Source organism: Nocardiopsis sp. NPDC055824 (assembly GCF_053616335.1).
The window spans coordinates 1-25,605 of sequence record NZ_JBSHDN010000093.1 but is presented as its reverse complement, the minus strand read 5'-3'; the positions used below and the strand labels follow the sequence as shown (position 1 = coordinate 25,605).

Genomic DNA, 25,605 nt, shown 5'->3' with positions numbered 1-25,605 from the left:
CGGCCGGGACCCGCCACGGGTACGGGATCAGCGGGGCCGGGGGCCGTGTGTCGCGCCGGCCACGCCCGCGGTCGGCGCGCTAGCCGAGTTCGGCCATGACCTCGTCGGGGATGTCCGCGTTGGTGAAGACGTTCTGCACGTCGTCGGAGTCCTCCAGCGCGTCCACGCACCGCATGACCTTCTTGGCGGTCTCGGCGTCGACCGGGACCTCCATGGTCGGCAGGAAGCTGGAGTCGGCGGACTCGTAGTCGATGCCGGCCTCCTGGAGCGCGGTGCGCACCTGCACCAGGTCGGTGGCCTCGCAGACGATCTCGAACGCCTCGCCCAGGTCCTCGACCTCCTCGGCCCCTGCGTCCAGCACGGCGAGGGTGACGTCGTCCTCGGTCGTCCCCTCCTTGGGGACGATCACGACGCCCTTGCGGTTGAACATGTACGACACCGATCCGGCGTCGGCCATGTTGCCGCCGTTGCGGGTGACCGCCACGCGCACCTCGGACGCGGCGCGGTTGCGGTTGTCGGTCAGGCACTCCACGAGCAGCGCCACGCCGCCGGGGGCGTAGCCCTCGTACATGATGGTCTGCCACTCGGCGCCGCCGGCCTCCTCGCCGGAGCCCCGCTTGCGTGCGCGCTCGATGTTGTCGAGCGGCACCGAGTTCTTGCGCGCCTTCTGGATGGCGTCGTAGAGCGTCGGGTTCCCGTCGGGGTCCCCACCACCGGTACGCGCGGCCACCTCGATGTTCTTGATCAGCTTGGCGAAGAGTTTGCCGCGCTTGGCATCGATGACGGCTTTCTTGTGCTTGGTGGTGGCCCACTTGGAGTGGCCGCTCATGCATGTCCTTTCACGAGGTCGACGAAGAGGCGGTGGATGCGCGCGTCGCCGGTCAGTTCGGGATGGAAGGACGTGGCCATCAGGCCGCCCTGTCGTACGGCGACGATCCTACCGGCCCCGTCGGGGCCCGGTACGCTGCCGAGCACCGTGACCTCGGGGCCCGTCCGCTCCACCCAGGGCGCGCGGATGAACAGCGCGTCGAACGGCGCGCCGTCCAGGCCGTCGATGTCCACGGACGCCTCGAAGGACTCGGTCTGGCGCCCGAACGCGTTGCGGCGGACCGTCATGTCGATCCCCCCGACGGTCTCCTGCCCCTCGACGGCGCCCTCGACGCGGTCCGCCAGCATGATCATGCCCGCGCACGTGCCGTAGGCGGGCATCCCCGCCCGGACCCTCTTGCGCAGCGGTTCCAGCAGACCGTACCTGACGGCCAGCTTGGACATCGTGGTGGACTCCCCGCCGGGGAGGACCAGGCCGTCCACGGTGTCGAGCTGGTCGGGGGAGATCACCTCGGCGGTGTGCACGTCCAGCGTGTCGAGGACGCGCAGGTGCTCGGCGACGTCGCCCTGGAGGGCGAGGACTCCGATGGTGGGTCTGCTGGTCACGAACGGCCTCACTCGTCGGCTGAGGGGGGAGCGGGGACGGGGAGGGCGGGAGGCGGCACCGGCGCGGGACCGCCTCCCGCCCGGGGCGCCGGGGCGCCCGGGTCTACCAGCCGCGTCCGGCGTAGCGCTGGGCGTCGGAGAGCTCGTCGAGGTTGATGCCGACCATGGCCTCGCCCAGACCGCGGGAGACGCGGGCGATCACGGCGGGGTCCTCGTAGTGCAGGGTCGCCTGCACGATGGCGTCGGCGCGCCGGGCCGGGTCGCCGGACTTGAAGATGCCCGAACCCACGAACACGCTCTCCGCCCCGAGCTGGCGCATGAGGGCGGCGTCGGCCGGGGTGGCCACGCCGCCCGCGGAGAACAGCGGAACGGGGAGCCTGCCCAGGCCGGCGACCTCCTTGACGATCTCGAACGGGGCGCGCAGCTCCTTGGCGGCGCCGAAGAGCTCGGCCTCGTCCAGGGTGCCCAGGCGCTTGATCTCGGAGCGGATGGACCGCATGTGCCGGGTCGCCTCGACCACGTTGCCGGTCCCGGCCTCCCCCTTGGAGCGGATCATGGCCGCGCCCTCGGCGATGCGGCGCAGCGCCTCGCCGAGGTTGGTCGCCCCGCACACGAAGGGGACGGTGAACGCCCACTTGTCGATGTGGTAGGCCTCGTCGGCGGGGGTGAGCACCTCGGACTCGTCGACGAAGTCGACGCCGAGGGACTCCAGGACCTGTGCCTCGACGAAGTGCCCGATGCGGACCTTGGCCATGACCGGGATGGAGACGGCGGCGGTGATGCCGTCGATCATGTCCGGGTCGGACATGCGGGCGACGCCGCCGTCCCTGCGGATGTCGGCGGGGACGCGCTCCAGGGCCATGACCGCGACGGCGCCGGCGTCCTCGGCGATCTTGGCCTGCTCGGGCGTGACGACGTCCATGATGACGCCGTTCTTGAGCTGCTCGGCCATGCCTCGCTTGACGCGCTGGGTACCGACCACTGCCTCGGTGCTGTTCGATGCGTTGTTGGCCACGGTTGTGGACTCCCGTTCGTCGAGTTGCCGCTGGGGGCCTGCGGTCGCCGGGCAGCGGGGGCGGCGGCCGCGCGGTGGCACGCGGGCACCGTCGGTGCCGCGCACCCCGGGTCGACCAGCCCCCCATCCTAGTTCCACCCCCTTTCGGGGGCTTTGGCCAGATCGGTGGTTTCCCGGACCGGGGTTCTACAGGGTGTCGGGGCGGGCGGCCGGGGGCGCGGTCCGGGGCGGACGGTCGTCGATCTCGAAGTAGTCCGGCAGGGGCGCGGTGCCCGCCAGGCGGAACACGCGGACGATCCTGGAGCGGCGCGCCCGGCGGGTGTCGGAGACGGCGTCGTTGTAGAAGGTGCGGGCGATGTGGACGCCCTTGGCCGCCGCCTCCACCTCGGCCCGCACGGGGGGCGCCGACGCCGCGCCCCCGGGCCCCGCTTCCTCGACGACGTCCCGCAGGACCCGGGAGAGCCTGCTCTCCGCGAGGTCGAGGCGCCGCTCCCCCGCCTCGCCGGCCGCCGCGACCGCCTCCTCCAGCGCACGGGCCCCCGCCCGCGGAACGCACCCGGCCCCCGCCAGGGCGAGCACGGCGGACCGGCGGCGCGCCAGCGCGCCCTCCAGCCCCGCGCGGGCCACGTCGACCCGGTGGTGCAGGCGGTGCAGGCGCGTGGCCCTCCAGGACAGGTAGAACCCGAACAGCGCCAGGGCCAGGACCGCCCAGGCGACCACGGCGGCGAAGAGGACGTCCTCGATCAGGGCCGCTCACCCCGATCCGCGGTTCCGGTCCCGCTCACACCGACCCCCTCCGCAGCAGAGCCGTGGCGCGGGGCCCGGTGTCCAGGCGCACCCCCGGGCGGCGCCCGTCACCGGTCCCCTGCCCCGCGAGCACCGTCTCGTACACGTGGACGACGTCGGCGGCGACGGTCTCCCAGTCGTAGGCGCGCACCGCCCTGCGGGCGGCCGCCGAGAGGGCGCGGCGCCGTTCCGGGTCGTCCAGGAGCGCTCCCGCCCGCTCCGCCAGGTCGGCGGGGTCGCCCGCGGAGAACAGGTCTCCGGCGTCGCCCCCCTCCAGCACCGCGGAGAAGGCGGGGATGTCGCTGGCGACGATCGCCGCCCCTGACGCCATCGCCTCGGTCAGGACGATGCCGAAGCTCTCCCCTCCCAGGTTGGGGGCGCAGAAGACGTCGGCGGAGCGGTACGCGCGCGCCTTGTCGGCGTCGTCCAGGCGGCCGAGCGGTACGACGCGCTCCCGGAGCCCTGCGGGGACGCCGGCCAGCGCCGCCTCCCGGTCCCCGGGACCCGCGACCAGCAGTCGCAGGCCCGGGCGCGCGGGAGCCATCAGGGCGAAGGCGTCCAGCAGCACGGCCAGGCCCTTGCGCGGTTCGTCCAGCCTGCCGAGGAAACCGAGGGAGCCGCCCTCCCCGGGCCAGCCCGGCAGGGGGTCGGCGTGCTCGAAGGCCCGCACGGCGACCCCGTTGGGGATGAGCACGGCGTCCCCGCCGACGTGCTCCACCAGGGTCCGCCGGGCGGCCTCGGACACGGCGATGCGTCCGTTGATCTTCTCCGTCGCCGAGCGCAGGGCCCGGGAGCTCGCGGCCATCGCCCGCGAGCGGGGGTTGGACGTGTGGAACGTGGCGACCAGGGGGCCGTCCGCAGCCCAGCACGCCAGCAGGGAGACGCTGGGCGCCGAGGGCTCGTGGACGTGCAGCACGTCGAAACCGCCCTCGGAGATCCAGCGGCGGACCCGTGTCGCCGTGCGCGGACCGAAGCTGAGCCTGGCCACAGACCCGTTGTAGGGGACCGGGACCGGCCGCCCCGCGGGGACGAGGTGGTCGGGGAGCACGGCCGTCCCGGCGTCGCCCACCGGGGCGAGCACCGACACCTCGTGCCCCATGCCGGTCAGGGCCTCGGCGAGGTCCCCGACATGCTGCTGCACCCCGCCCGGGACGTCCCAGGCGTAGGGGCAGACCAGGCCGATCCGCATGTGCGCCTCACCCGTTCCGGCGCCCGGGGGGACGGAGGTCGGCGGCCCCGGCCCCCGGGCGCCGCAGTCGGTCCTGCTCGTGGTCGAGGCTGAACACCGGCTGGAGCATGTGCCAGTCCTCGGGGTGCTCGGCGATGGCGCCCTCGAAGACCCGGGCCAGCTCCTGCGCGGTGGCCTGGATCCGCGCGGAGCGCGTGGGCCCCTCCGCGACGGGGATCTCGTCGTGGACGCGGATGTTCCAGTACGGGCCGTCGTACCAGAGCGAGACCGGCATGAGTGCGGCCCCGGTGTTGAGGGCGAGCGCGGCGGGCCCCGAGGGCACGCGGGCGCGCTCCCCGAAGAAGTCCACCTCCAGGCCCGTGCCGTGGATGTCGCGGTCGGCGAGCAGGCAGACCAGCCCGCCGTCCCGCAGCCGGCGCGCCAGGGTCGCGACCGTGTTGCCTCCGCCGGTCAGCGGCAGCACCTCCATCCCCAGGGACTCGCGGTAGGCCGTGAACCGCTCGAACAGGCTCTCCGGGCTCAGCCGCTGGGCGACGGTGGTCAGGGGGGTGCCCCGGAGGGTGATCCAGGCCCCGGCGTGGTCCCAGTTGCCCATGTGGGGAAGTGCGGCGACCACGCCCCGGCCCGACCCGATGTGCTTCTCCAGGACCTCGATGCCGGTGGCCCGGGTGCGGCCGAGGATGTACCGCTCGTCCATCGCCGGCAGCCGGAACATCTCGTAGTAGTAGCGCATGTAGGAGCGCATGCCCGCCCGGGACAGCGCGCGCAGCCGGGCGTCGGTGGCCCCGGGGCCGAGCAGGCGGCGCAGGTTGCGCTCCAGGCCGCGCGTCCCGCCGTCGTGGGCGCGCCAGGAGCGGTCGGCCAGGTGCCGGAAGACGGCCCGGCCCGCCCCCTCGGGGGCGCGTCGGACCAGCTCCCAGCCCGCGGAGTAGGCCAGATCGGCCCAGCGTTCGTCCACGTCGTGCTCCCCGTCCTTTCCTCAGGCCCCGCCGACGGTGTCGTCGGTGCCCTCCGCCGTGCCTTCCGTGCTCCGGGTGACGTCGACGTAGGAGGGGTCGTTGAGGCGGGCCCTGGTCTCGACCAGGCGCTGGAGGACCGTGAGCAGGCTCATCCCGGCGAGCAGCCACAGGCCGCCGGCCAGGACGTAGGGCACGCCGAGCTCGCTGAGCCCCACGGCCACCAGGATGATCACCAGGCGTTCGGTGCGCTCGGCGACGCCGACGTCGCAGTTGACGCCCAGTCCCTCGGCCCGCGCCTTGATGTAGGACACCATGAAGCCGCTGATCAGGCAGAAGAGCGTCAGTCCGGCGAGCAGCGGGTCGTCACCGTCGCCGATGAACCACCAGAGCAGCCCGGCGAGGATGGAGGCGTCGGCCACGCGGTCGAGGGTGGAGTCGAGGAAGGCTCCGAACGCGCTGCCGCTGTCGTTGGCGCGCGCCACCGCGCCGTCGAGCATGTCGAAGAGCGCGAACACGGTGATGACGACCGAGCCCGCGTACAGCTGGCCGCGGGGGTAGAAGTAGAGCGCGCTGATGACGACGCCGGTGGCGCCGATGATGGTCACGAGGTTCGGTGTGAGGCCGATCCGGGCGAGGCTCCGTCCGAGCGGAGCGGTGACCCGGGAGGTGATGGGGCGAAGGATTCTCAGCATGGCTTCTTGTGATCGTAGGGCGGGAACGGCCCCGGGGGTGGGAACCGCGTCCGGTGGGGGTGGCGCGCCACCGGACCGCCCGGTGCCGGGCCGGGGGCGGCGCCGCGGCCGTGCGTTGTCGCGGCCCTGGGGCCGCCGCGCGGTCGGTGCTCGGGGCTGTCTAGTCGCGGGGCCAGTGGTCGGCCAGCTTCTCCCGGGTCTGCTCCAGCATCTCGGGCAGCACCTTGGTGCGGCCGACGACGGGCATGAAGTTGGCGTCGCCGCCCCAGCGCGGAACGATGTGCTGGTGCAGGTGGGCGGCGATGCCCGCGCCCGCCGCGGTGCCGAGGTTCATGCCGACGTTGAAGCCCTGCGGCCGGTAGGCCGCGGTGAGGGCGCGGATGCCGGCGCGGGTGAGCGCGGCGACGTCCGCGGTCTCGTCCTCGTCCAGGCCGGTGTACTCCGAGACGTGGCGGTAGGGGCACACCATCAGGTGGCCGCTGTTGTACGGGTAGAGGTTGAGGACCGCGTAGGCGCTCTTGCCGCGGGCGACCACGAGTCCTTCGGGGTCCGTGAGCGCCGGGGCGCGGCAGAAGGGGCAGCCGTCCTCGGGGCGGGAGCCGGTGGGCTTGCCCTCGCCCTTGATGTAGGCCATCCGGTGCGGGGTCCACAGGCGGTCCCAGCCGTCGGGGGAACCGGTTCCCGCTCCGGGGGCGTCCCACTGGTCGTCCCGCCCGTCCTCGGCACCGTTCATGGGTCGTCCGTTTCCGTCGCCTGACCGTACTCTCCGCGTCCCCAGCATAGGAGGGCCCGCGCGCGGGCGTGCCGCCGTGCCGCGGGGCGGCGGCCTCCCCGGGAGGCGCCCCGGCCCGCCCGGTTCGCGGCCCCGGTCGCGTTCCCGGACCGGCGGGAGGGGCCGTGTCCTGCCCGTCCTCCCCGGCCCGGGCCCCTACAGCCCGAGCAGCGTGCGCAGGTGGCGCGGGGGCGGGGAGCCGTGGGCGAGCATCGCGTCGTGCCGCTCGCGCTCGCTGAGCGAGGGGCGCGCGGCGGCGAGGTCCCGGGCGATGTCGGACACCTCCGCGTAGCCCACGTAGTAGGTGGACAGCTGCGCGCTGGTGAGCTGGGCCCGGCGCCACTTGCCCACCGCCTCGCCCTCCTCCTGGTGGCCCCGCCGCGTCAGCAGGGAGATCGCCTCGGCCTCGGCCAGGTCGCCCGTGTGCAGGCGCACGTCCAGGATCGCGTTGAGGATCATCCGCAGGCGCATCTTGAGCTGCACCAGGCGCAGGGCCAGGTTCTCCCGGGGGTCCTCGGCCCAGCCGTGCCGGGCGAGGAGCTCCTCCGCGTAGACCGCCCACCCCTCGATGAAGGTGCCGCTCCACAGGACGTTGCCGACCCGGGTGCCGCCGGTGTGGCGCGCCGCGTGGGCGAGCTGGAGCGCGTGGCCCGGCACCGCCTCGTGGACCATGAGGTTGCGCAGCATGCTCGCGTTGTACTCGCGGAAGAACGACGCCCGGCGCTCGGCCGGCCAGTCGGCGGGCGGCGGGGCGACCGCCACCAGCGTCGGCCGCTCCAGGACCGCGGGGTCCAGCGGGGTGGGGACGACCGCGCCGAAGGCGTCCCTGGAGGGGGGCGCGGGGAGGCGGGCGGGCGGGTCGCAGTAGGCCACGGCCACGCCCCTGCGCGACTCGGGCATCGGGATGATCCGGACGGGGTCGTCGTACACCGTCACCAGGTCGAGCCCGCGCACACGCCCGTCGAGGTGCATGAGCGCGTCGGCGCAGGCCGGGCGCACGGTGTCGGCGTCCGTGGCGTTCTCCGCGGCGAGCGCCGCCAGCACGTCCGCCACCTGGCCCTCGCGGCGGGGCCGGCCCTCGTACTCGGCGGCCGCCTCGGCGATCGCCTCCTCCGTGGCCAGCAGGTCGCTCTCGGCGCGCACCAGGAGCGCGTCGGGCGACAGCTCGGAGTCGAGCGTGTACCAGAGCTGGGCGGCGAAGTCCCGGGCGCCCAGCCGCGGGTCCGCGGTGGCCCCCTCCATCCGGCCGCGGAGCCAGTCCGCGTACTCCTCCACCGCGGCCAGGGCTGCCAGGCGCTCCGGTTCGAGCCGGGAGGGCGCCGACGGCTCCTGTGCGGCCAGCGCGGGCACGCCCGAGGCCAGCATGGCCCTGGCCCCGTCGAGCTGCGCCAGGGCCGTCTCGACGTGCACACGGGGCATGCCCGGTCCCTCGGACAGGCGGGCGCGCGCGGTGGCGAGGTAGTCGGGCAGCGCGGCGCAGCGCGAGGCCAGGGCGGCCAGGCGCTCGGAAAGGGGGAGGGTGTCGCGCTCCAGGAGGGCGTAGAGGGCCTCTCCCGGCGAGTACAGGAGCGGGTCCCACGTGCGGGGCCGCAGCTCGGTGGTGTGCCACAGGTCCGCGCTGATCCTCGACCGCAGGACCTCCAGGTCGACCAGGTCGCCCGCGGGGACGAGGTCGCCGTCGATCTCGTCCAGGGAGCCGAGGGCGTCGGTGAGCACCGCGACGCGGTGCGCGTCGGCCTGCGCCGACAGGTCGGAGAGGCGGGCCGCGCCCCGGGGGTCGCCCAGGTCGAGCGCCCACTCGGGGGCGTCGTCGAGAAGGAAGTCGAGCACCCGCTCGGCCACCTCGCGGAACCGCCGTGTCATCGCCTCTGCGCCGGGCTGGGAGGAAGAGCTCATCCCGCCATGATGCCAGCACGGACGCCCGGTTCCCGCGTCGCGGGAACCGGGCCGTGCTCTGTGCGGGACCCCGGCCCGGGTTGGCCCAGAAGCCTGCGGGCTAACGCCAGGAGTTCTGACCGCCCGTGGAAGTGGGCTGTCCTGCGGCGCCCTCGGGGTCCCCCACCGTGATGGCGTGCTCGACGAGGGTGATGAGCGTCGACTTGGTGGAGGCCTTGTCACGGGCGTCCACCTGGACGATGGGGATCTCCGGGCTGAGCGTCAGAGCGTCCCGGACCTCGTCCGCGGCGTGGGGGTAGTAGCCGTCGAAGCCGTTGATCCCCACGATGAACGGCAGGCGCGCCTCCTCGAAGTAGTCGATCGCCGGGAAGCAGTCCGCCAGGCGGCGGGTGTCCACCAGCACGACGGCGCCGATCGCACCCTTGACCAGGTCGTCCCACATGAACCAGAACCGGTGCTGTCCGGGTGTGCCGAACAGGTACAGGATCAGGTCGGAGTCGAGGGAGACGCGGCCGAAGTCCATCGCCACGGTGGTGGTCTGCTTGTCCGGCGTCTTGGCGAGGTCGTCCACCCCGACGCTGGCGCTGGTCATGACCGCCTCGGTGGTCAGCGGCACGATCTCGGAGACGGAGCCAACGAATGTCGTCTTCCCGACACCGAAGCCCCCGGCGACGACGATCTTGACCGACGTCATCGCGTTCCCCCCAGCACCGCCTTCCTCGGCTGGGCTAGAGCTTGCGAAGTCCACTGAGCACCCTTTCAAGCAGGTTGGTGTTGGGACGGGCTTCGTTGTTGAGCGAGGACCTGATCTGGACCAGTCCCTGCTCGGACATGTCCGCCACAAGCACCCGCGCCACGCCGAGCGGCATCCGCAGCAGCGCGGAGATCTCCGCCACGGAACGCCATTCCCGGCACAGGTCGCTGATCGCCTGCCATTCGGGCGTCAGCGTCCCAGACTCGTTACGGGCCGCGGCGGTCGCCGAGATCAGAGCTTCCAGGGGAAGCTGCGACTTCGGCTTGGTGCGTCCCTTGGTGACCGCGTAGGGGCGGACCAGAGAACTGGGCGCGCTCCCCGCCGCGGGTCGTTGTTCGTACTGTTGTTGGATTGGTCGAGGAACATCTCCGCCGCCCGGCACGGCCGGCGTCCCCCCGGTGGGGGGTCCGCCCGGCTGTTGTCCGAACCACGAGGCGCTCCCGGCATCTCTACTGTGAGGTGCCACCACTTCCTCCTGTCGGTGGTGGATCAGTGGATTCCCGAGGTGCGCGCCGTTGGTGTCAGCGCCCGCCCCGCCCGCTCGACGAGCAGGGTCATCTCGTACGCGACCAGGCCGAGGTCGCTCTCCGCCGCCGCCAGGACCGCGAGGCAGGAGCCGTCGCTGATGGCCATGATGAGCATCAGCCCCCGCTCCATCTCCACCACGGTCTGGGCGACCGCCCCACCTTCGAACACCCGGGCCGCGCCCTGCGTCAGGCTCGACAGACCGGAGGCGATCGCCGCCAGCTGGTCGGCCCTGTCAGCCGGGAACCCCGCCGACGAGGCCAACGGAAGGCCGTCTGAGGAGACGACGATCGCGTGGGCGACGTCAGGGACCCGGTCGGCAAAGTCAGTGATCAACCAGTTGAGTTCATTCACCTGTCGACTCATCTGATCTCCTGTCCAATTCGCCGGCTTGGTCTCTCGGCACTGCTACCGCCGGCACGGCATGTGACAGCACTGCCTCTAGGAACTGCCCGGCCCCTCCCGTGGGGGTGGCCGGGAGTCTGGTGTTCTGCTCTGGTCAAGCCGTGGGTGCGGCGCGTCCGAGAAGCTCGGTAGATGCTATTGCATCCGGCTTCCCCGAATAAGGGGGACCCCGTCCCACCAGGTTGCACTGGGGTCACTCCTCCGTACCTTCGCCGAGCTGGTTCCGGCCGTCGCGGACACCCTTCTGGAAACCAGAGAAGCGGTTTCGGACACGGTCCGCACTACGAGTGGGCATCTGCTTGAAGTTCTCCGGCTTGGGGGCTGTTCCTGGGACAAGGTTTGCCTTGGGAACCCGTTTTGGCAAGCCCGACGTGGTGAGGCCGCCCGCGAGCGGCTCGGCTGCGGTGCGCGCGGCCTTCCAGCCGCGGTCGGCCGCGGAGTTCCACTCCTGCTCGGAACGGGTGTCCTGACCGTTCGCCGCGGGCTGGGGGCGCTGGGCCGACCGGGTCGGCTGCGCCCGGCGGTCCTGGTTCGGGTCGACCTGCTGGATCGGACCGGTCTCGGTCGTGTCCACGGTGGGCCCGCCTGTGCGGCGCTTGAACCAGTTGGACTCGATCGCGTCGAAGATCGGCAGCGAGTCGTTGTCCTCGCCCGACGGGCTCGGCGGCACGACGGTGTTGTTCGGCCCCTGGGTCCCTCCGTAGCGGCGGGAGAGGTAGGCGGTGGAGCCGTAGCCCTCGCGCGTGTCGCCGCCGCCCGAGCGCCAGTTCCCGGTCTCGTTGGACGAGGGGGCCTGGGGCTGCTGGGTTCCGGCGTTCCAGTCGGAGGCGACGGCCGGGAAGGTCTCGGTGTCGTCCCCTCGCGCCGGGGCCGCAGGGCGCTCGTGGGCCCCCGCGTCGCGGCCCGCGCCCTCGTCCCTGCCGAAGACGCTCCGTTCGGACTGTCCGCCGCTCTGCGACGCCGACCCGGTGTTGCCGAAGGCGTCGTAGGAGTCGGCGGCCCCGGCCGGGCGCCGGAAGGCGCTGGTGTCGGTGACGGGACGGCGGAAGGACCCGGTGTCGGCGGGACGGCCGAACGCTCCGGTGTCGGAGGAGCGGTCGGCGGACCCGTTGTCGCGGAAGGGCGAGTCGCTCCCCGCGTCGGAGCGGGGGGCCGGGTCGAAGAGGCTGCGTCCGCCGGTCTCCGGCTTCGGGCCCCGGTCGTCGTCCTCGGGCGTGTCGTAGGGGTCCACGACCGGTCGGCCGTTGGCGCCGGCGTCCGCCCCGGTGGTCCCGGAGCCCTTGGCGGTGCCCCAGACGTCGGAGCCGCTGCTCTGCCAGAGGTCCTGGCCGCTGGGCGGGTGCTCGTCGGAGCGGACGGTGCCGGGCTGGCGCTTGGGCAGTCCGCCGAAGTCGCCCGCGCCGGAGTCGGCCCCCTGGGTCTGCCAGGGGTCGCCGGGCTCGCTCGCCGCCGGGCTGGAGGCGAAGGCCGCCTGGGCGTCGGCGAAGGTGTCCGGCGCCCCGGAGGTGAGCTCGGGCCGGCTGTCGGCCACGCCCAGGGCGTGCTGCCCCTCGACGGGGGTGATCAGCAGGTCCGGCGGGAAGGTGACGTGGGCGGTGGTACCGCCGCCGTGCGCCTCCTCGAGACTGAGCTTGACGCCGTGGCGGTGGGCCAGGCGGGAGACCACGAACAGGCCCATGCGGCGCGAGACGGCGACGTCGATGACCGGCGGGGCGGCCAGGCGGGCGTTGATCGCCGCCAGGTCCTCCGGGGCCATGCCGATGCCGCTGTCGGTGACGTCGACCTGCACGCCGCCGTTGTCGAGGGTCTTGGCGCTGACCAGGACCTCGGTGTCGTGCGGGGAGAACGAGGTGGCGTTCTCCACCAGCTCGGCGACGAGGTGGATGACGTCGTTGACGGGGCGGCCGAGCACCGAGATGTGGGAGGGGGCGCGCACGTTGACGCGCTCGTACTGCTCGACCTCGGAGACCGCGCCGCGCAGGACGTCGACCAGCGGGACGGGCTGGGCCCACTTGCGGGTGTTGTCCTGACCGGAGAGGACCAGCAGGTTCTCGTTGTTGCGGCGCATGCGCGTGGCGAGGTGGTCCAGCTGGAACAGGTCGGAGAGCCGGTCGGAGTCCTGCTCGGACTGCTCCAGGCCGTCGATCAGGCGCAGCTGCCGCTCCACCAGGGTCTGGCTCCGGCGGGACAGGTTGACGAACATCGCGTTGACGTTGCTGCGCAGGGCCGCCTCGTCGGAGGCCAGGGTCAGGGCCACGCGGTGGACGTCGTCGAAGGCGCGGGCGACCTCGCCGATCTCGTCGTTGCTCTCGACCTCGATCGGGGTGACCTTGACCGCCTCGGGGACCGAGCCGGCCTCCTGCATCCGGTTGATCGCGTCGGGCAGGTCGCGCTCGGCGACCCGGCGGGCGCCGTCCTCCAGGGTGCGCAGCGGGCGCACCAGGGAGCGGACCACCAGGGAGGTGAGGACGAAGACGGCGAGAAGCACCAGGGCGACGACGAGGAGGTCGGTGAGGGCGCGCATCATGGCGCCGGCCCGCAGGTCGTTGGCCTCGGCGGCGATGCCCTCGGCGATCTCCTCCTCGACCGTCTGGAGGCGCTCCAGCGCGACGTCGGCGATGTCCTTGTACGCGTCGGGGCCGTCGTTGGCGGTCACACCGGTCAGCGGGTCGTCGCGCTCGGCGCGGTACATGACGCGCATGCGCATGGTGGAGACCTGGCTGACCTCCAGGCCGGTGAAGTGCTCGTCGAAGACGGCGCGCTGCTCGGTGGAGGCGGCCTGGACGAAGTTCGAGATCTCGTTCTCGTAGCGGGCGCGGCTGGAGTCGATGGCCTCGGAGATGCCGCCGGTCATCGAGTCGCGGGCCAGCGAGTGGCTCATCAGCGCCGTCTCGTACGAGAGCTGGTCGCGCGCGTTGGAGAGCGCGGTGAGCGTCCGGACGCTCTCGCGCAGGGCGGTGTCGCCGGTGTCGTCCGCGATCGTCTGGTTGAACTCGGTCAGCGCGCGGGAGACGGTGCGGTACTTGGTGACGACGGGGAGGACCGTGATGCGGGTCTCGTCGACCTCGGTGCGCAGGGCGTCCAGGGTCGCGATCTGGCTCCGCATGCCGGTGAGCCGGTTGTTGGCGAGGGAGCCCTCGACCTCGCCGATGTCGTCGAGCCGGGCCGTGAGGCTCTGCTGGAGGTCGCGGGTCGCGTTGCGCTGCTCCTCCATCTCCTGCCGGAGGTCGTCCGACCGCCGCGCGGGGTCGGCGTTGTCGGAGATGTACACCGCGCTCGCGGTGCGCTCGCGGCCCAACTGGTTGGCCAGCTGCACGATGAGGACGCCGATCTCGGCGCGGTCCTCGATGTGCGCGTGGGTGACGGTGGAGACCGCTGCCTCGTAGACCCTCAGTCCGCCGAGCGCGAGCGCCACGGCGGTGGGGATGACGATGAGGGCCACCAGCCGGGAGCGCACCCGCCAGTTGCGTGGCTGCCACCGTTTGGCTCTGCGCTGGGGCGCGGCGTCGGCGTTTTCGGCCTGCGCCGCCGCGCTCTGAGCGCTGGCCCCGTCTTTTGTCGCTCGTGTCGACACGGACCCTCGCAACCTTTCGTGTCACCGCCTCGAGCGGTTGGTTGGACCCCAGGGGCCGACCACTCCGGCCGAAGACTCTTCGGGGAAAAACGGTGGGGACCACGTGGGCCACCGAACCAGGAGCGGTGGGGAATGTGGGGAGATGTGAAGACTGTCCGCCGGACTCGCCTGGGAGGAGAGGCTGCGCGCACCCAAAAGCTTCAGGAGGTGCGCGTGCGGTGGATAGCGTACCAATGCGTGCGAAGGTATCGCTTCCGCCGTTTGACGGCGATGGACAAGATCATCTTCGTCCGCCTAGCAGCATAATGCCCTCAATGTCGGCATTATGGCTAATCCCCCAGGTCAGACATAGCGACCGAAACCCACTCAGGTGGCCAGGTAACTTTTTGGACACACCACCAGCTTCCCCATCAAGACTCCCCCGACATGACATCGTGACAAGACGTAGACGCAGGTCCTGAGGAGGAAGCGGAGATGCGTGCATCGCCTTGCCCCGGTGCGGCTACCGTGCGCAGCGGAACGCATTCGGACGGTCCGGTCCCAGGAAGGGAAGCCGCCTCCCGGAACCGGTCCATTTCGGTCACCGCCGCACTTCCGCTGGGTCTCCTGGCCCTTCTCGCCCTGTCCGCGACCCCGGGGGCCGCAGCCGACGACACGACCGGGGCGGCCACCCTCGGGGACGTGCGCGTCGAACTGGCCGAACTGCGCGCGGGCACAGAGGTCCTACGACAGGAGGCCCTCGGCAAGATCGAGCGCTACGCGGAGGAGAGCGAGCGCCTGGAGGAGTTGGCCGAACGGAGCGCCGAGGCGGCCGAGCGCGCGGACGCCGCCGGCGAGCGCGGCGAGGAGGCCAGGATCGCCGCCGCCCGCCAGGCGGCGGCCGTCTACATGGGCGCCGACGTGGGACCGGTGCACGCGTGGGGCGGGTCCGAGGGCCCCTCGGGCATGCTCGAACGCGGAGCCCTCCTGCACGTACTGGGGGAGCACAGGGCCGCCGAGCTGGACCGCGCAGGGGCTGCGCGGGTCGTGGCCGACACCGTCGACGGCCTGGCCGAGACCGCCGAGCGGGAGCAGGCGGAGGCGGTGGAGGCAGCGGCGGCGGCCCGCGAGGAGGCTGTGGAGGCCGTCACGGCCCAGGAGGAGCGGACCGCATGGCTCCTGGAGGAGCAGACCCGCCTGGAGGCCCGGCTCGCGGAGGTCGGCGACGCGGGGGGCAGGGAGCGGCGCCGTGAGGAGACCCTGCGCAACGCGCGCGCGGCGTTGTCATCCACCGATGGAGACAACGGTGAACGGAACAATGCCAGCGATGACAGAAACGGCCGGGAAGCGCGGCAATCGCCCGCCGCGGACACGGGGTGCGCGCGGGGGGAGGCCGCGGCCCATGCCAACGGCCGCATGCCGGAGTCGGTGCTGTGCCCCCTCCCCCAGCCCGGCGAACGGCTGCGGGCCGACGCCGCCGAGGCCTTCATAGAGCTCGACGGCGCCTACCGCGAGACGTTCGGCCGCCCCATGTGCGTGACCGACTCCTACCGCCCCTACCACGAGCAGGTGAGCCTGTTCCACGAGATGGTGCCCGGCATGGCCGCGCGCCCGGGCACCAGCCGGCACGGGCTGGGTGTGGCCGTGGACCTGTGCGGGGGCGTGCACGAGGCGGGGTCCCCCGAACACGAGTGGATGCTGGCCCATGCCCCCGGGTACGGCTGGGACAACCCGCCCTGGGCGCGCGGCGGGTTCGAGCCCTGGCACTGGGAGTTCACGCCCTGACGGCGGTCCCGGCCCCGGCGCCGCTCAGACCTGGGAGCCGACCCGGACCTCGAAGGTCCCCAGGACGCCCGCGTCCACGAACAGTTCGTCGTCCTCGTCCAGGCGCGGGGTGGAGACGGGCAGGAGGACGCGCATCCGGCCCGCTCCGGAGGGGCCCGACACCAGCCAGGCGTCGGCCGGGTCCGCGATCCCCCGGCCGACCTCCCTGTCGTCCACCGAGGCGCTCAGCTCCAGCGGCGCCCCCGGCACCTCGTCGGCGGTGGTCAGGACGGGCCCCAGGCTCAGCTGCACCGCGGCTCCGCCCTCGTCCAGCCACAGGCAGGCGGGTGTGTAGGCGCTCGCCGGACCGTCGCCGCCGGCGACGGCCGCCACGCCCACCAGCGCCGTCCGCGCGGCGGGCGGGACCGCGTCGTCCGAGCCCTGCACGAGCTCCGGGTGGATCTCCCACACCTCGCCGCCGACCAGGGCCGGCACCAGGGCCGTGGGGGTCACCGGTGCGCACATGCGCGCCTCCGGCTCGACGATGATCTCGACCGGCGCGGCGGCGGCCCGCCCGCCGGCCGCGGCCAGGGCGTCGCCGCCCGCCGCGAGCAGGTCCGCCAGGCCGCCGGGGTCGGGACTGCCCAGCACGTCCCCGTCCTCCAGCACCCCGACGCGCTCGCCCCCGCCACTCGGCGAGAGATAGGTCACCCAGCGCATGCGCTTCTCCTTTTCCACGCGGGAGCGGAAGCGCCTCAGAGGACAGCGGTCGGGCTGTGCTCCTTGCCCGTCCCGGCGCACCCCCGGCACGGCTCGTCGACCCTGAGCCAGACGATCACACCGCTCCCGTCCCGGTGCGGCCGCTCGGGCCGCCACCATCCCGTTCCGGAACAGAACCGGCACTCGACGCCGTCCTGGTCGCACCACCCGCACGACGAAATCGCGCACCGGGTGTGTGTCGGTCCCCGCATCGGCTCCATGCGCTCCCACCGTCTCCAGCGAAATCGCGACCAGCCTTGCACAGCGGTGGTACGCGAGTCCAGCCGGGCCGGGGGCGAACCGCCGGGTCAGAGGCGCTTCGCGGGGCGTCGCGGCGCGGGGTCAGCCGGACTCGCGCACCACCAGGTGGGTGTCGAGGGTGACCGTCTCGGCCTCGACCGTGCGGGGGATCGCCACGTCGACGAGCAGTCGCGCCATCTCCCGGCCCATCTGGACCGTGGGCTGGTGGATGGTGCTGAGCGGCGGGTCGCTGTGCTGGGCCATGACCGTGTCGTCGTAGCCCACCAGGGCCACGTCGTCGGGCACCCGCAGCCCGCGCTCGCGCAGCACGCGCATGCCGCCGATGGCCATCATGTCGGAGCCCGCGAACACGGCGTCCGGCGCCGGACCGGTGTCCAGGAGGCGCGCCATGGCCTCGGCTCCCCCCTCCACGCTGAAGTCCCCGCGGACCACGAGGCGCTCGTCCACCTCGATCCCGGCCGAGGCCATGACGTCGCGGTAGCCGCGAAGGCGCTCCTGGCCGGCGTTCATGTCCAGCGATCCGGTGATGGTGGCCACCCTGCGGTGACCGCGGTCCAGCAGGTACCGGGTGGCCGCGCGGGCGCCGCCGTAGTTGTCGATGTCCACGCAGTACGGGGCGGGCTGGTCCGGGGAGTGGGGGCGGCCGCCGTGCACGACCGGCACGCCCGCCTCGGCCAGGCGCGTGGAGAGCGGGTCGTCGCGGTGCTGGGACACCAGGAGCGCCCCGTCCACGTGGAACCCGCTGAGGTAGTCGCCCACGCGCTTGTGCTCGGCCTCGGTACGTGCCGTGGTCAGCATCAGCTGGAGGTCGCGCTCGTGCAGGACCGAGCTGACGCCGCGGATGATGTCGGCGAAGAAGGGGTCCGCGAACAACCGGTCGCGCGGTTCGGAGACGACCAGCGCGATCGTGTCCGTGCGCCGGGTGACCAGGGTGCGCGCGGCCTGGTTCGGACTGTAGCCCAGTTCGGCGATCGCGTTGTGCACGGCTTCCCGGGTGTGCGGACTCACCTGGGCGGAGCCGTTGATCACCCGGGAGACGGTACCGCGGCCGACCCCGGCCCGCTCCGCCACCATCTCCAGGGTCGGACGCTGCCGACCGCCACCGCTCTTGGCCACTTCGAGGCTCCCTCTGGGGTTCGTGTTCCGCCGCCCCGGGGCGGGCCCCGGGGCGGCGGTGTGTTCGACGGACGCTCTCATGGTGTCGTCCCGCCGGGAACGACGGTGTGGGGCGCCCCGGAGGACGCCCCACTGCCGTCCGCGGCCCACCGGGCCGCCGGCGCCTGTACGCCCGCGCCTACCGCTCGGGGAACCGGCCCGTCCCAGCAAGTGTGGCGTACCAGAGCCCGCTGTCCTTGACGGTCCTGCGCTGGGTCTCGTAGTCGACGTGCACGATCCCGAACCGGCGGGAGTATCCCCACGCCCACTCGAAGTTGTCCAGGAGCGACCATGCGAAGTACCCGCGCAGGGGGATCCCGGCGCGGACGGCCTCTCCGGCGGCCCTCAGGTGGCCCTCGTAGTAGTCGGTGCGCTCGGTGTCGTGGACCCGCCCGTCCTCGGTCACGGTGTCCTCGAAGGCGCAGCCGTTCTCGGTGACGTAGAGGTCGATGCCGCCGCTCTCACCGGCCAGGCGCTGGAGCACGTCGTACAGCCCGGTGGGGTCGATCTCCCATCCCATGTGGGTGACGGGGAGCCCCTGGGAGACGTGCACCTCCTCCGGGTCCGAGGCCAGCCAGGCGTTCCCGCCCTCGCCGCTGACCAGTTCGGGGTCCAGCCCCTTGGCGGAGGCGGCGACGAACTCCGGCGAGTAGTAGTTCACACCGAGGAAGTCCAGCGGCGCGGAGATGGTCTCCAGGTCTCCGTCGGAGACGAAGGAGAAGTCGCTGATCTCGGCGAGGTCCTCCAGGACGTCCGCCGGGTAGCGCCCCTTGAAGAGCGGGTCGGTGAAGATCCGGTTGCGCACCCCGTCCGCGCGGCGCGCGGCGCGGGCGTCGGCCGCGGTGGGGCCGTGGGGGCGGATGACCGCCTGGTTGTGGGCCAGCCCGACCTTGGCCGGGTGCCCCGTGGAGCGGATGGCCTCCACCGCCAGGCCGTGGCCGAGCAGCAGGTGGTGGGTGGCGGCCACGGCCTGGGCCGCGTCCTTGTGGCCGGGCGCGTGGTGGCCGTTGTGGTAGCCGAGGAAGGCCGAGCACCAGGGCTCGTTGATGGTCATCCAGTGGCCGACGCGGTCGCCGAGGGCCTCGGCGACGACCTGGGCGTAGTCGCGGAAGCGGTAGGCGGTGTCGCGGGCGGGCCAGCCCCCGGCGTCCTCCAGCGGCTGGGGCAGGTCCCAGTGGTACAGGGTCGCCCAGGGCTGGACCCCGGCCTCCAGGAGGGAGTCGACGAGGCGGTCGTAGAAGTCGATCCCGGCCTGGTTGACGGCGCCGGAGCCCTCGGGGACGATCCGCGGCCACGCCACGGAGAAGCGGTACGCCCCGAGGTTCATCTCCTTCATGAGCGCGACGTCTTCGGCGTAGCGGTGGTAGTGGTCGTCGGCGGGGTCACCGGTGTCGCCGCCCAGGACCTTGCCGGGTGTCTCGGCGAAGGTGTCCCAGATGCTGCGGCCCCGGCCGTCCTCGGTGGTGGCGCCTTCGATCTGGAACGAGGCGGTCGCCGCCCCCCAGAGGAAGCCCTCGGGGAAATCGTTGCGGTTGCTCACTTCTTCGGTACGCACCTTCCGTGACGAGGGGACATCGTTGTGGGAGCGCTCCCATAAAACAAACAGAGTAGTACCCCGATGTCAATCGACCGGATGCAGGCCGAAACCCAACCGTTACGCGGGGGCGCCTGCGCCGCGCGCGGGCGCCCCCGGGGGGGGCTCAGTCCTCGGAGGCCCCGCCGCCGACGGGGAGCACGATGCCCTCCCAGCGCTCCTCCATGAACCGGCGCACCTCGTCGCTGTGCAGCAGCTCGTCGAGCCTGACCACGTCCTCGGCGTCGGCGTCCTCGGACCGTACGACCAGGCCGTTGGCGTACTGGTTGTCCTCGGTGCCCTCCCAGGCGAGGGCGTTGGCCGTCGCGGGCAGGTCCGCCTCCAGGGCGTAGTTGCCGTTCACGACGGCCGCGTCCAGGTCCTGGAGCGAGCGCGGCAGCTGGGCGGCCTCCACCGGCGTGACGGTGAGGTCGAGGGGGTTCTCCTCGATGTCGTCGACCGAGGGGGCGCTCCCGCCGGTGTCGGCGAGCGTGATCACGTCCTCGGCGGCCAGGAGCTCCAGGGCGCGCCCCATGTTCGAGGTGTCGTTGGGGACGCCCACCTCTCCGCCCTCGGGCAGGTCGGCCAGGTCCGTGAGCTCCTGCGAGTAGACGCCGAACGCCTCCAGGTGCACGTCCGACACGTAGCTCAGGTCCGCGTCGGGGTTGCCCTCCAGGTACTCGTCCAGGAAGGGCGCCGTCTGGTAGTAGTTCACGTCCAGCTCGCCCTCCGCCAGGGCGGCGTTGGGCTGGTTGTAGTCGGTGTACACCACCACGTCCAGGTTCAGGCCCGCGTCCGCCGCCAGGTTCTCGTCGACGAACTCCAGGATCTCCGCGTGCGGCATCGGCGTGGCGCCGATCCGCAGCGTCGTCAGCCCCTCGGCGTCCGTGCCCTCCTGGGCCCGCTCGCTGGGGCTGCCGCAGGCCGCCAGCACGGCCGCGGCCAACCCCGCGGCGGCGGCCCCCCGCGCCACTCGTGCCCTCGTACTCCCGGTCATCGCTGTCTCCTTCCTCGTCGGTCAGAAAAATCGGGGGGTCGGGGGGAGTGCGGGAGGGGGCGGGCCCGCGGCCCGCCCCCGGGGTCGCCGGCCGTCGGACGGGACCCGGTCAGCGCCGTGACAGGCGGCGCACCAGCAGGTCGCCGATGCTCTGCGCGATCTGGACGATCACGATCAGCAGGATGACGGTGGCCCACAGGTAGTGGTCGTTGAACCGCTGGTAGCCCTCGCGGATGGCCAGGTCCCCCAGTCCCCCGCCGCCGATGGCGCCCGCCATCGCGGAGTAGGAGATGAGGGCGACCACGGTCATCACCAGGCCCGCGATCAGGCCGGGCAGGGCCTCGGGCAGCAGCACCTTGCCCACGATCGTGAAGCGCCGGGTGCCCATCGCGTGCGCGGCCTCGACGACGCCGCGGTCGACCTCCCGCAGGGAGGTCTCCACCAGGCGGGCGAAGAACGGGATGGCGCCGATGCTCAGGGGCACGATCGCCGCGGTCGGGCCCAGGGTGGTGCCCACCAGGAAGCGGGTCAGGGAGAGCACCGCCACCATCAGGACGATGAACGGGAGCGAGCGGCCGATGTTGACGACCGCGCTCAGGACGGCGCGCACGGCCGGCGCCGGGGTCAGCCCTCCCCGGTCCGTGGACACCAGGAGCACGCCCAGCGGCAGGCCGACCAGCACGCTGATGAGCGTCGCCCACACCACCATGTAGACGGTGTCCTGGGTGCCCAGCCACAGGCTGGGCCACATGTTCGGCCAGTCCTGGACGAACGCGACGATCGCGCCCCAGGCGCTGCCGCCGTCGGCCGCGGACGCCGCGAGGGTGGGGGCGTCGGTGGGGTTGGTCATCACTTTCCGGCCTCCTCGACCAGCAGGCCGTGCTCGGACAGGTAGGCGAGCGCCTCGGCGCGGCGGGCGCCGCGCATGTCGACGCTCAGACGGCCGACGGACTGCCCGGCGACCTGCTCCACGCCGCCGCCCAGGATGTTGACGTCGACGTCGAAGCGGCGGGTGAGCTCGGACATGAACGGCTCGTCGAAGGAGCGCGGGTAGGTGATGAACACCGTCTCCGGGCCGCCGTTGGCGGGCAGCGGGAAGAGGGAGCGCGCGAGCAGCGACCCCGGCGTGCCGATCAGGTCGAGGACCCGGCCCGACTCCAGGAACACGCCCTTCTCCATGATCGCAGCGGAGTCGCAGATCCGCTTGATCACGTCCATCTCGTGCGTGATGAGGAGGATGGTGAGGCCCAGCTCGTCGCGCAGGCGTCGCAGCAGGGCGAGGATCGAGTCGGTGGTGGCGGGGTCCAGCGCGGACGTCGCCTCGTCGCTGAGCAGCACCTGGGGGGCCGAGGCGAGGGCCCGGGCGATGCCGACCCTCTGCTTCTGGCCGCCGGAGAGCTGCGCGGGGTAGGCGCGCGCCTTGTCGCCGAGGCCCACGAGTTCGAGGAGTTCGCCGACGCGGGCCCGCCTGCGGGTCCTGTCGACGCCGGAGACCTCCAGGGGGAAGCCCACGTTCCCGGCGACGGTGCGCGAGGACAGCAGGGCGAAGTGCTGGTGCACCATGCCGATGTTGCGCCTCGCCGCGCGCAGCCGGGCCCCGCGCAGCGAGGTGAGCTCCTCGCCCGCGACCTCGACCGTCCCGGCGTCGGGGCGCTCCAGGAGGTTCACCGAGCGCAGGAGGGTGCTCTTGCCCGCGCCGCTCTGGCCGACCACCCCGAAGATCTCCCCGGGTTCGACATGCAGGTCGACCCCGTCCAGGGCGGTCACCTGGTGTTTCTTCAACCTGTAGGCCTTGTGCAGGCCCACTGCGTCAATCACGGTTTTCCCATCGACGTCTCAGCGGTGGTCTCACGGCGCCCTGTGCAGGAGCGCGGGGGGCTGGACTCGGCGTGGGGTTGACGCCCACGTCCGAGCGTACGGAGAGCCCCGCGGGCGGGCGGCGGCGACGCGCCGGTGCGGGTGCGCGCGGCGGGTCGGCGGGCGGGCGCCCCCGTGTGGTCGGGAGGGTCCGACACCCCCCGCGCCGCGGGGCGGCCCGGATCGGCGCGGCGGGCGGGCGGCTCCCTACGAGCGGTTCCCGGAGCGGGCCCGCAGGCCCGTGCGGGCGCGACACAGGCCCCGGCGGGAGGCCGGACACCCCGCGGTGCCGTCCGCCCGGGCGGGAATGGTGGTCGCTTGGTCGCGCTCTGGAGCCTTCACGGTCCCAAGCCAACCATGGCGGACCAGCCACTTCACCTGAATCATCATCTGAATTCAGGTTATTTAGACCACATTGACAACCTTTGTCCACCGGTGGAATCGTCCCGTCTTTCCCCAATCCCCGCGCGAGTGCCTACACTCATGACCATCCCGTGACTCCCACTCCCCCTCCGCGGCACGCGCGAGGGGCCAGGAGGGCGGGGCCGCGACGGCGGCCCGACCCCGTACGGGAACAGACGAGAAGCAGCGCCCGCCCCTCTCCCGTGCCCGACGGGAGTGTGCGCGGGCTCGAGGAGCGACCACACAGTGCAGTCCGACGACCTGAGCCGAGTGGACGATTTCGCCGACTTCTGGGCTCCCGACCCCACCGACCGCGCCCGGGGCGAAGGCCTCGCACGGGTACTCCCGGCGATCGTCCGCCCCGGCCGCGCACGCGTGGCCGCGCTCGCCGCGGGCCTGGTCGGGAGCTTCCTCGTCCTTCCCCAGACCGCCCTCGCGGCGGCGCCCATGGACCCCGAGAGCATGAGCTCCCTGCGGGAGCGCGCGGACAGCCTCAGCGAGGACTACAACGGCGAGCTCCGCGACATGGAGGGCGTCATCGCGGAGGCCGAGCGCGCGGAGAACCGCGCCGAGGGCACCCGGGAGGAGGTGGACGCCGCGCGCGAGCAGGTGCGCGCCCTGGCGGTCGCCACCTACACCAGCGGCGGCATCGACCCGTCGATGTCGCTGTTCGTGGGGGACGAGCCCGACACGGTCATCGACCGGGCCGTGGTCGTCGACTACCTCGCCACCAGCAACCAGGACAAGATCGACCAGCTCGACCAGGCCCTCTCCCGCGACGAGACCGCGCAGGAGGCCGCGGAGGAGCGGCTGGCCGAGGTCGAGGCGGACCTGGAGGAGCTGGAGGAGCGCCGCACCGAGGTGGACCGGCTGATCGCCGACCACCCCGAGCAGCCGATGGGCGGCCAGTACAACATCACCCCGCGCACCGAGCTGATGCGCCAGCGGGTCATCGACGAGTTCGGCGAGGGCCGGGACGTGGGCGGCGTGGGCTGCTACCGGGCGGTCGGCGGCTGGGTCGTCGGGGAGCACCCGCTGGGTCGGGCCTGCGACTTCATGCTGGACCCGAACGGCGGCATGCCCTCGCAGGAGCAGGTCGACCGCGGCTGGGCGATCTCCGAGTGGGCGATGGAGCACGCCGACGACTACGGGATCATGTACGTCATCTACCGGCAGCAGATCTGGGACGTGCGCCGCGGCGACACCGACTGGCGCGCGATGTCGGACCGGGGCAACCTCACCGAGAACCACTTCGACCACGTGCACATCTCGATGTTCTGAGGCCGTGCGGCGGCCGCGGCCGGGGCGCCGACCGGCCGCGGCGCCGAAGCGCCCCGACGGACAGCGGCCCCATTACCCGGACGCGGGCGCGGAATCCAGACGTCGGCGTCACGATTGCGTCACGCGAACCATGATCTCGCACGCAACCGACACAAAACAGTGACGATTCACCCTGTTACCCCTGGTCGGGGCTGCCGCGGGGACATACCCCGCGGCTACTATGCACAGGTCCCGACCTCGGCCCGGGGAACCCCCCGGAGCCGACCACGATCGGCACCCCCGGTCCCCCGGGATCCTCCTCACGGAGACGGGGAACGCCCGGCCCCACGCCTCCGCCCTCGCCCGCGGGAAGGCGGTGGCGGTAGGTGCGCCTCCCCTCGCACGGCCCCTGTACCGCTCCGACCGCGCTCCGGCACGGCCCCGCGGTCCCGGAAGTCGTGAGAACCCACCGGCACGCACACGCGTCCCAGACAACACGGCCAGCACATCACGGGCGAGGGGAGCCATGAGCGAAAACGGACCTTACAACCAACCACCGCAGAACCCCTACGGTGGCGGGGACAACAGCGGGGGCCAGCCCCCCTACGGCGCCCCCTACGGCGACCCGGGCACGGGCGGCCAGCCCGCCTACGGCGCCCCCACGGGTCCCGGCCAGGGCTTCCCCGGCCCGGAGCAGCAGATGTACGCGGGCGGCCAGCCCCCCTACGGCGGCGGCCCCGGCTACCCCCACCCCCAGCCCCAGCCGCCCCAGGGCGGCGGCAGGGCCAGGCTGTGGGTCGTCATCGGCGGCGGCGTGGTCATCGTCGTCCTCGTGGTCGCGGTCCTGGTCATGCTGGTCACCAACGGCAACGGCGGGACGACCGTCGCCGCCCCGCCCGAGGGCGAGCCCTCCGCGAGCGCGGAGGAGGCGACCGGCGGCGACGAGCCGGCCCCGGAGCCCGACCCCGACGCGGCCCCCGCCGGCGAGCCCCCCTACTCGGTCCCCACCGAGCCCTGCGACGCCTTCACCGAGCAGGTCGTGGCCGACTTCCTCGTCACCGACGGCGGCAACAAGTCCGTCCGCGACGAGAACTCGTCCTGCGACACCCTGGACGCCACCCCGCCGGAGGGCAACGCCCCCGGCGGCTACGCCTCCTTCGGGATCGTGTACCAGACCCCCTACTCCGCCGCCGACTCCGTCGAGGCCGCCACGAGCCAGTTCCAGGACACGGTCGCCCAGATCACCGGCGAGAGCGAGTACAGCACCCTGTACGACGCCGGTGACGTGGAGGAGAGCAAGGAGGTGGAGCTCGGCGACGAGGCCCACTTCATCGTCACGAAGTACGACTACGTGGGCGACCTCGTCCCCGAGGCCGTGCTGCTGGTCAGGACCGCGAACCTGAACATCCAGATCACGTACCAGCTGCACCCGTCCATCACGGGCGAGGACTCCGCGGAGGACCTGGTCCTCCCCGACAACGTCGAGGAGATCATGGTCAACGCCGGCGCCGACGCGCTGGCCGTGGTCGGTACCTGACCGGCCCACCGCGGGCTGGGACACCGACTCCGCGGGGGCGACGGTCGGCGGCGTGGTGGG

The 25,605-nt window shown here is 72.9% G+C and carries 23 protein-coding genes; 3 read left to right on the top strand and 20 right to left on the bottom strand.

Annotated features, from left to right (window positions below; translation table 11 throughout):
* Positions 1-79 precede the first annotated feature (79 nt).
* From ACWGL3_RS18975 to ACWGL3_RS18915, 13 genes are all read right to left on the bottom strand, one after another.
* Complete coding sequence (locus ACWGL3_RS18975; RefSeq protein WP_267945886.1) at positions 80-829, bottom strand: YebC/PmpR family DNA-binding transcriptional regulator; 750 nt, start codon at positions 827-829, stop codon at positions 80-82.
* The gene (gene pdxT, locus ACWGL3_RS18970; protein WP_267945887.1) at positions 826-1,434 is read right to left on the bottom strand and encodes a pyridoxal 5'-phosphate synthase glutaminase subunit PdxT; all 609 of its coding nucleotides are present in this window, start codon (positions 1,432-1,434) and stop codon (positions 826-828) included. Before pdxT ends, ACWGL3_RS18975 begins: the two co-directional genes overlap by 4 nt.
* Before the next feature lie 103 nt (positions 1,435-1,537).
* Positions 1,538-2,449 (bottom strand): pyridoxal 5'-phosphate synthase lyase subunit PdxS, encoded by a 912-nt coding sequence (pdxS, locus tag ACWGL3_RS18965; RefSeq protein WP_267945888.1) that lies wholly within the window; start codon positions 2,447-2,449, stop codon positions 1,538-1,540.
* Between the two features lie 186 nt (positions 2,450-2,635).
* Entirely contained in the window at positions 2,636-3,169 is a 534-nt protein-coding gene (locus tag ACWGL3_RS18960) for a hypothetical protein (protein ID WP_267945889.1), read from the bottom strand.
* Positions 3,170-3,230: 61 nt separating this feature from the next.
* Complete coding sequence (locus ACWGL3_RS18955; protein WP_267945890.1) at positions 3,231-4,424, bottom strand: glycosyltransferase family 4 protein; 1,194 nt, start codon at positions 4,422-4,424, stop codon at positions 3,231-3,233.
* Positions 4,425-4,431: 7 nt separating this feature from the next.
* Positions 4,432-5,382, bottom strand: a complete 951-nt coding sequence (locus ACWGL3_RS18950; protein WP_267945891.1) for a phosphatidylinositol mannoside acyltransferase — start codon at positions 5,380-5,382, stop codon at positions 4,432-4,434.
* Positions 5,383-5,403: 21 nt separating this feature from the next.
* Positions 5,404-6,054, bottom strand: a complete 651-nt coding sequence (pgsA, locus tag ACWGL3_RS18945; RefSeq protein WP_267950463.1) for a phosphatidylinositol phosphate synthase — start codon at positions 6,052-6,054, stop codon at positions 5,404-5,406.
* 181 nt (positions 6,055-6,235) lie between these two features.
* Entirely contained in the window at positions 6,236-6,808 is a 573-nt protein-coding gene (locus tag ACWGL3_RS18940) for an HIT family protein (protein WP_267945892.1), read from the bottom strand.
* A gap of 195 nt (positions 6,809-7,003) precedes the next feature.
* Complete coding sequence (locus ACWGL3_RS18935) at positions 7,004-8,743, bottom strand: DUF885 domain-containing protein (RefSeq protein ID WP_267945893.1); 1,740 nt, start codon at positions 8,741-8,743, stop codon at positions 7,004-7,006.
* Positions 8,744-8,843: 100 nt separating this feature from the next.
* Positions 8,844-9,437: a GTP-binding protein gene (locus ACWGL3_RS18930; protein WP_017565656.1), complete on the bottom strand. Its 594-nt coding sequence runs from the start codon at positions 9,435-9,437 to the stop codon at positions 8,844-8,846.
* Positions 9,438-9,471: 34 nt separating this feature from the next.
* The gene (locus ACWGL3_RS18925) at positions 9,472-9,879 is read right to left on the bottom strand and encodes a DUF742 domain-containing protein (protein ID WP_267945894.1); all 408 of its coding nucleotides are present in this window, start codon (positions 9,877-9,879) and stop codon (positions 9,472-9,474) included.
* A 107-nt stretch (positions 9,880-9,986) separates the two neighbouring features.
* The gene (locus tag ACWGL3_RS18920; protein ID WP_014909276.1) at positions 9,987-10,388 is read right to left on the bottom strand and encodes a roadblock/LC7 domain-containing protein; all 402 of its coding nucleotides are present in this window, start codon (positions 10,386-10,388) and stop codon (positions 9,987-9,989) included.
* Positions 10,389-10,620: 232 nt separating this feature from the next.
* Positions 10,621-13,884, bottom strand: a complete 3,264-nt coding sequence (locus ACWGL3_RS18915; RefSeq protein WP_267950464.1) for a sensor histidine kinase — start codon at positions 13,882-13,884, stop codon at positions 10,621-10,623.
* Between the two features lie 798 nt (positions 13,885-14,682).
* On the opposite strand from ACWGL3_RS18915, the gene ACWGL3_RS18910 reads away from it, so the two are divergent.
* Entirely contained in the window at positions 14,683-15,765 is a 1,083-nt protein-coding gene (locus ACWGL3_RS18910) for a M15 family metallopeptidase (protein ID WP_267945895.1), read from the top strand.
* A gap of 24 nt (positions 15,766-15,789) precedes the next feature.
* Here ACWGL3_RS18910 and ACWGL3_RS18905 read toward each other — a convergent pair whose 3' ends face one another.
* The 7 genes from ACWGL3_RS18905 to ACWGL3_RS18875 all read right to left on the bottom strand — a co-directional run bounded on the left by ACWGL3_RS18905 (position 15,790) and on the right by ACWGL3_RS18875 (position 22,295).
* A complete protein-coding gene (locus ACWGL3_RS18905) occupies positions 15,790-16,464 on the bottom strand; it encodes a hypothetical protein (RefSeq protein WP_267945896.1) in 675 nt (224 codons plus the stop codon).
* Positions 16,465-16,499: 35 nt separating this feature from the next.
* Positions 16,500-16,724 carry a hypothetical protein gene (locus ACWGL3_RS18900; protein ID WP_267945897.1) on the bottom strand — a complete coding sequence of 75 codons (225 nt, stop codon included), beginning with the start codon at positions 16,722-16,724 and terminating at the stop codon, positions 16,500-16,502.
* A gap of 121 nt (positions 16,725-16,845) precedes the next feature.
* Positions 16,846-17,880: a LacI family DNA-binding transcriptional regulator gene (locus tag ACWGL3_RS18895; protein WP_267945898.1), complete on the bottom strand. Its 1,035-nt coding sequence runs from the start codon at positions 17,878-17,880 to the stop codon at positions 16,846-16,848.
* A gap of 178 nt (positions 17,881-18,058) precedes the next feature.
* Positions 18,059-19,459, bottom strand: coding sequence for a GH1 family beta-glucosidase (locus tag ACWGL3_RS18890; protein ID WP_267950465.1), 1,401 nt, complete (start codon positions 19,457-19,459; stop codon positions 18,059-18,061).
* A 160-nt stretch (positions 19,460-19,619) separates the two neighbouring features.
* Positions 19,620-20,489, bottom strand: coding sequence for a MetQ/NlpA family ABC transporter substrate-binding protein (locus ACWGL3_RS18885; protein ID WP_267945899.1), 870 nt, complete (start codon positions 20,487-20,489; stop codon positions 19,620-19,622).
* Positions 20,490-20,598: 109 nt separating this feature from the next.
* Entirely contained in the window at positions 20,599-21,342 is a 744-nt protein-coding gene (locus tag ACWGL3_RS18880; RefSeq protein WP_431061439.1) for a methionine ABC transporter permease, read from the bottom strand.
* Positions 21,339-22,295: a methionine ABC transporter ATP-binding protein gene (locus ACWGL3_RS18875; RefSeq protein ID WP_267950466.1), complete on the bottom strand. Its 957-nt coding sequence runs from the start codon at positions 22,293-22,295 to the stop codon at positions 21,339-21,341. The genes ACWGL3_RS18880 and ACWGL3_RS18875 overlap by 4 nt, the downstream gene beginning before the upstream one ends.
* Positions 22,296-22,994: 699 nt before the next feature.
* Here ACWGL3_RS18875 and ACWGL3_RS18870 point away from each other — a divergent pair.
* Together ACWGL3_RS18870 and ACWGL3_RS18865 are read left to right on the top strand one after the other, a co-directional pair.
* Positions 22,995-24,029, top strand: a complete 1,035-nt coding sequence (locus tag ACWGL3_RS18870; protein WP_267945901.1) for a coiled-coil domain-containing protein — start codon at positions 22,995-22,997, stop codon at positions 24,027-24,029.
* Positions 24,030-24,534: 505 nt separating this feature from the next.
* Positions 24,535-25,545: a DUF3558 domain-containing protein gene (locus ACWGL3_RS18865; protein WP_267945902.1), complete on the top strand. Its 1,011-nt coding sequence runs from the start codon at positions 24,535-24,537 to the stop codon at positions 25,543-25,545.
* Positions 25,546-25,605: the final 60 nt, after the last annotated feature.

Coding starts and splice junctions, on each gene's coding strand:
- ACWGL3_RS18975 (WP_267945886.1), bottom strand. CDS start 829: ATGAGCGGCCACTCCAAGTGGGCCACCACCAAGCACAAGAAAGCCGTC.
- ACWGL3_RS18955 (WP_267945890.1), bottom strand. CDS start 4,424: ATGCGGATCGGCCTGGTCTGCCCCTACGCCTGGGACGTCCCGGGCGGG.
- ACWGL3_RS18940 (WP_267945892.1), bottom strand. CDS start 6,808: ATGAACGGTGCCGAGGACGGGCGGGACGACCAGTGGGACGCCCCCGGA.
- ACWGL3_RS18935 (WP_267945893.1), bottom strand. CDS start 8,743: ATGAGCTCTTCCTCCCAGCCCGGCGCAGAGGCGATGACACGGCGGTTC.
- ACWGL3_RS18930 (WP_017565656.1), bottom strand. CDS start 9,437: ATGACGTCGGTCAAGATCGTCGTCGCCGGGGGCTTCGGTGTCGGGAAG.
- ACWGL3_RS18920 (WP_014909276.1), bottom strand. CDS start 10,388: ATGAGTCGACAGGTGAATGAACTCAACTGGTTGATCACTGACTTTGCC.
- ACWGL3_RS18905 (WP_267945896.1), bottom strand. CDS start 16,464: ATGCGCTGGGTGACCTATCTCTCGCCGAGTGGCGGGGGCGAGCGCGTC.
- ACWGL3_RS18900 (WP_267945897.1), bottom strand. CDS start 16,724: ATGGAGCCGATGCGGGGACCGACACACACCCGGTGCGCGATTTCGTCG.
- ACWGL3_RS18885 (WP_267945899.1), bottom strand. CDS start 20,489: ATGACCGGGAGTACGAGGGCACGAGTGGCGCGGGGGGCCGCCGCCGCG.
- ACWGL3_RS18865 (WP_267945902.1), top strand. CDS start 24,535: ATGAGCGAAAACGGACCTTACAACCAACCACCGCAGAACCCCTACGGT.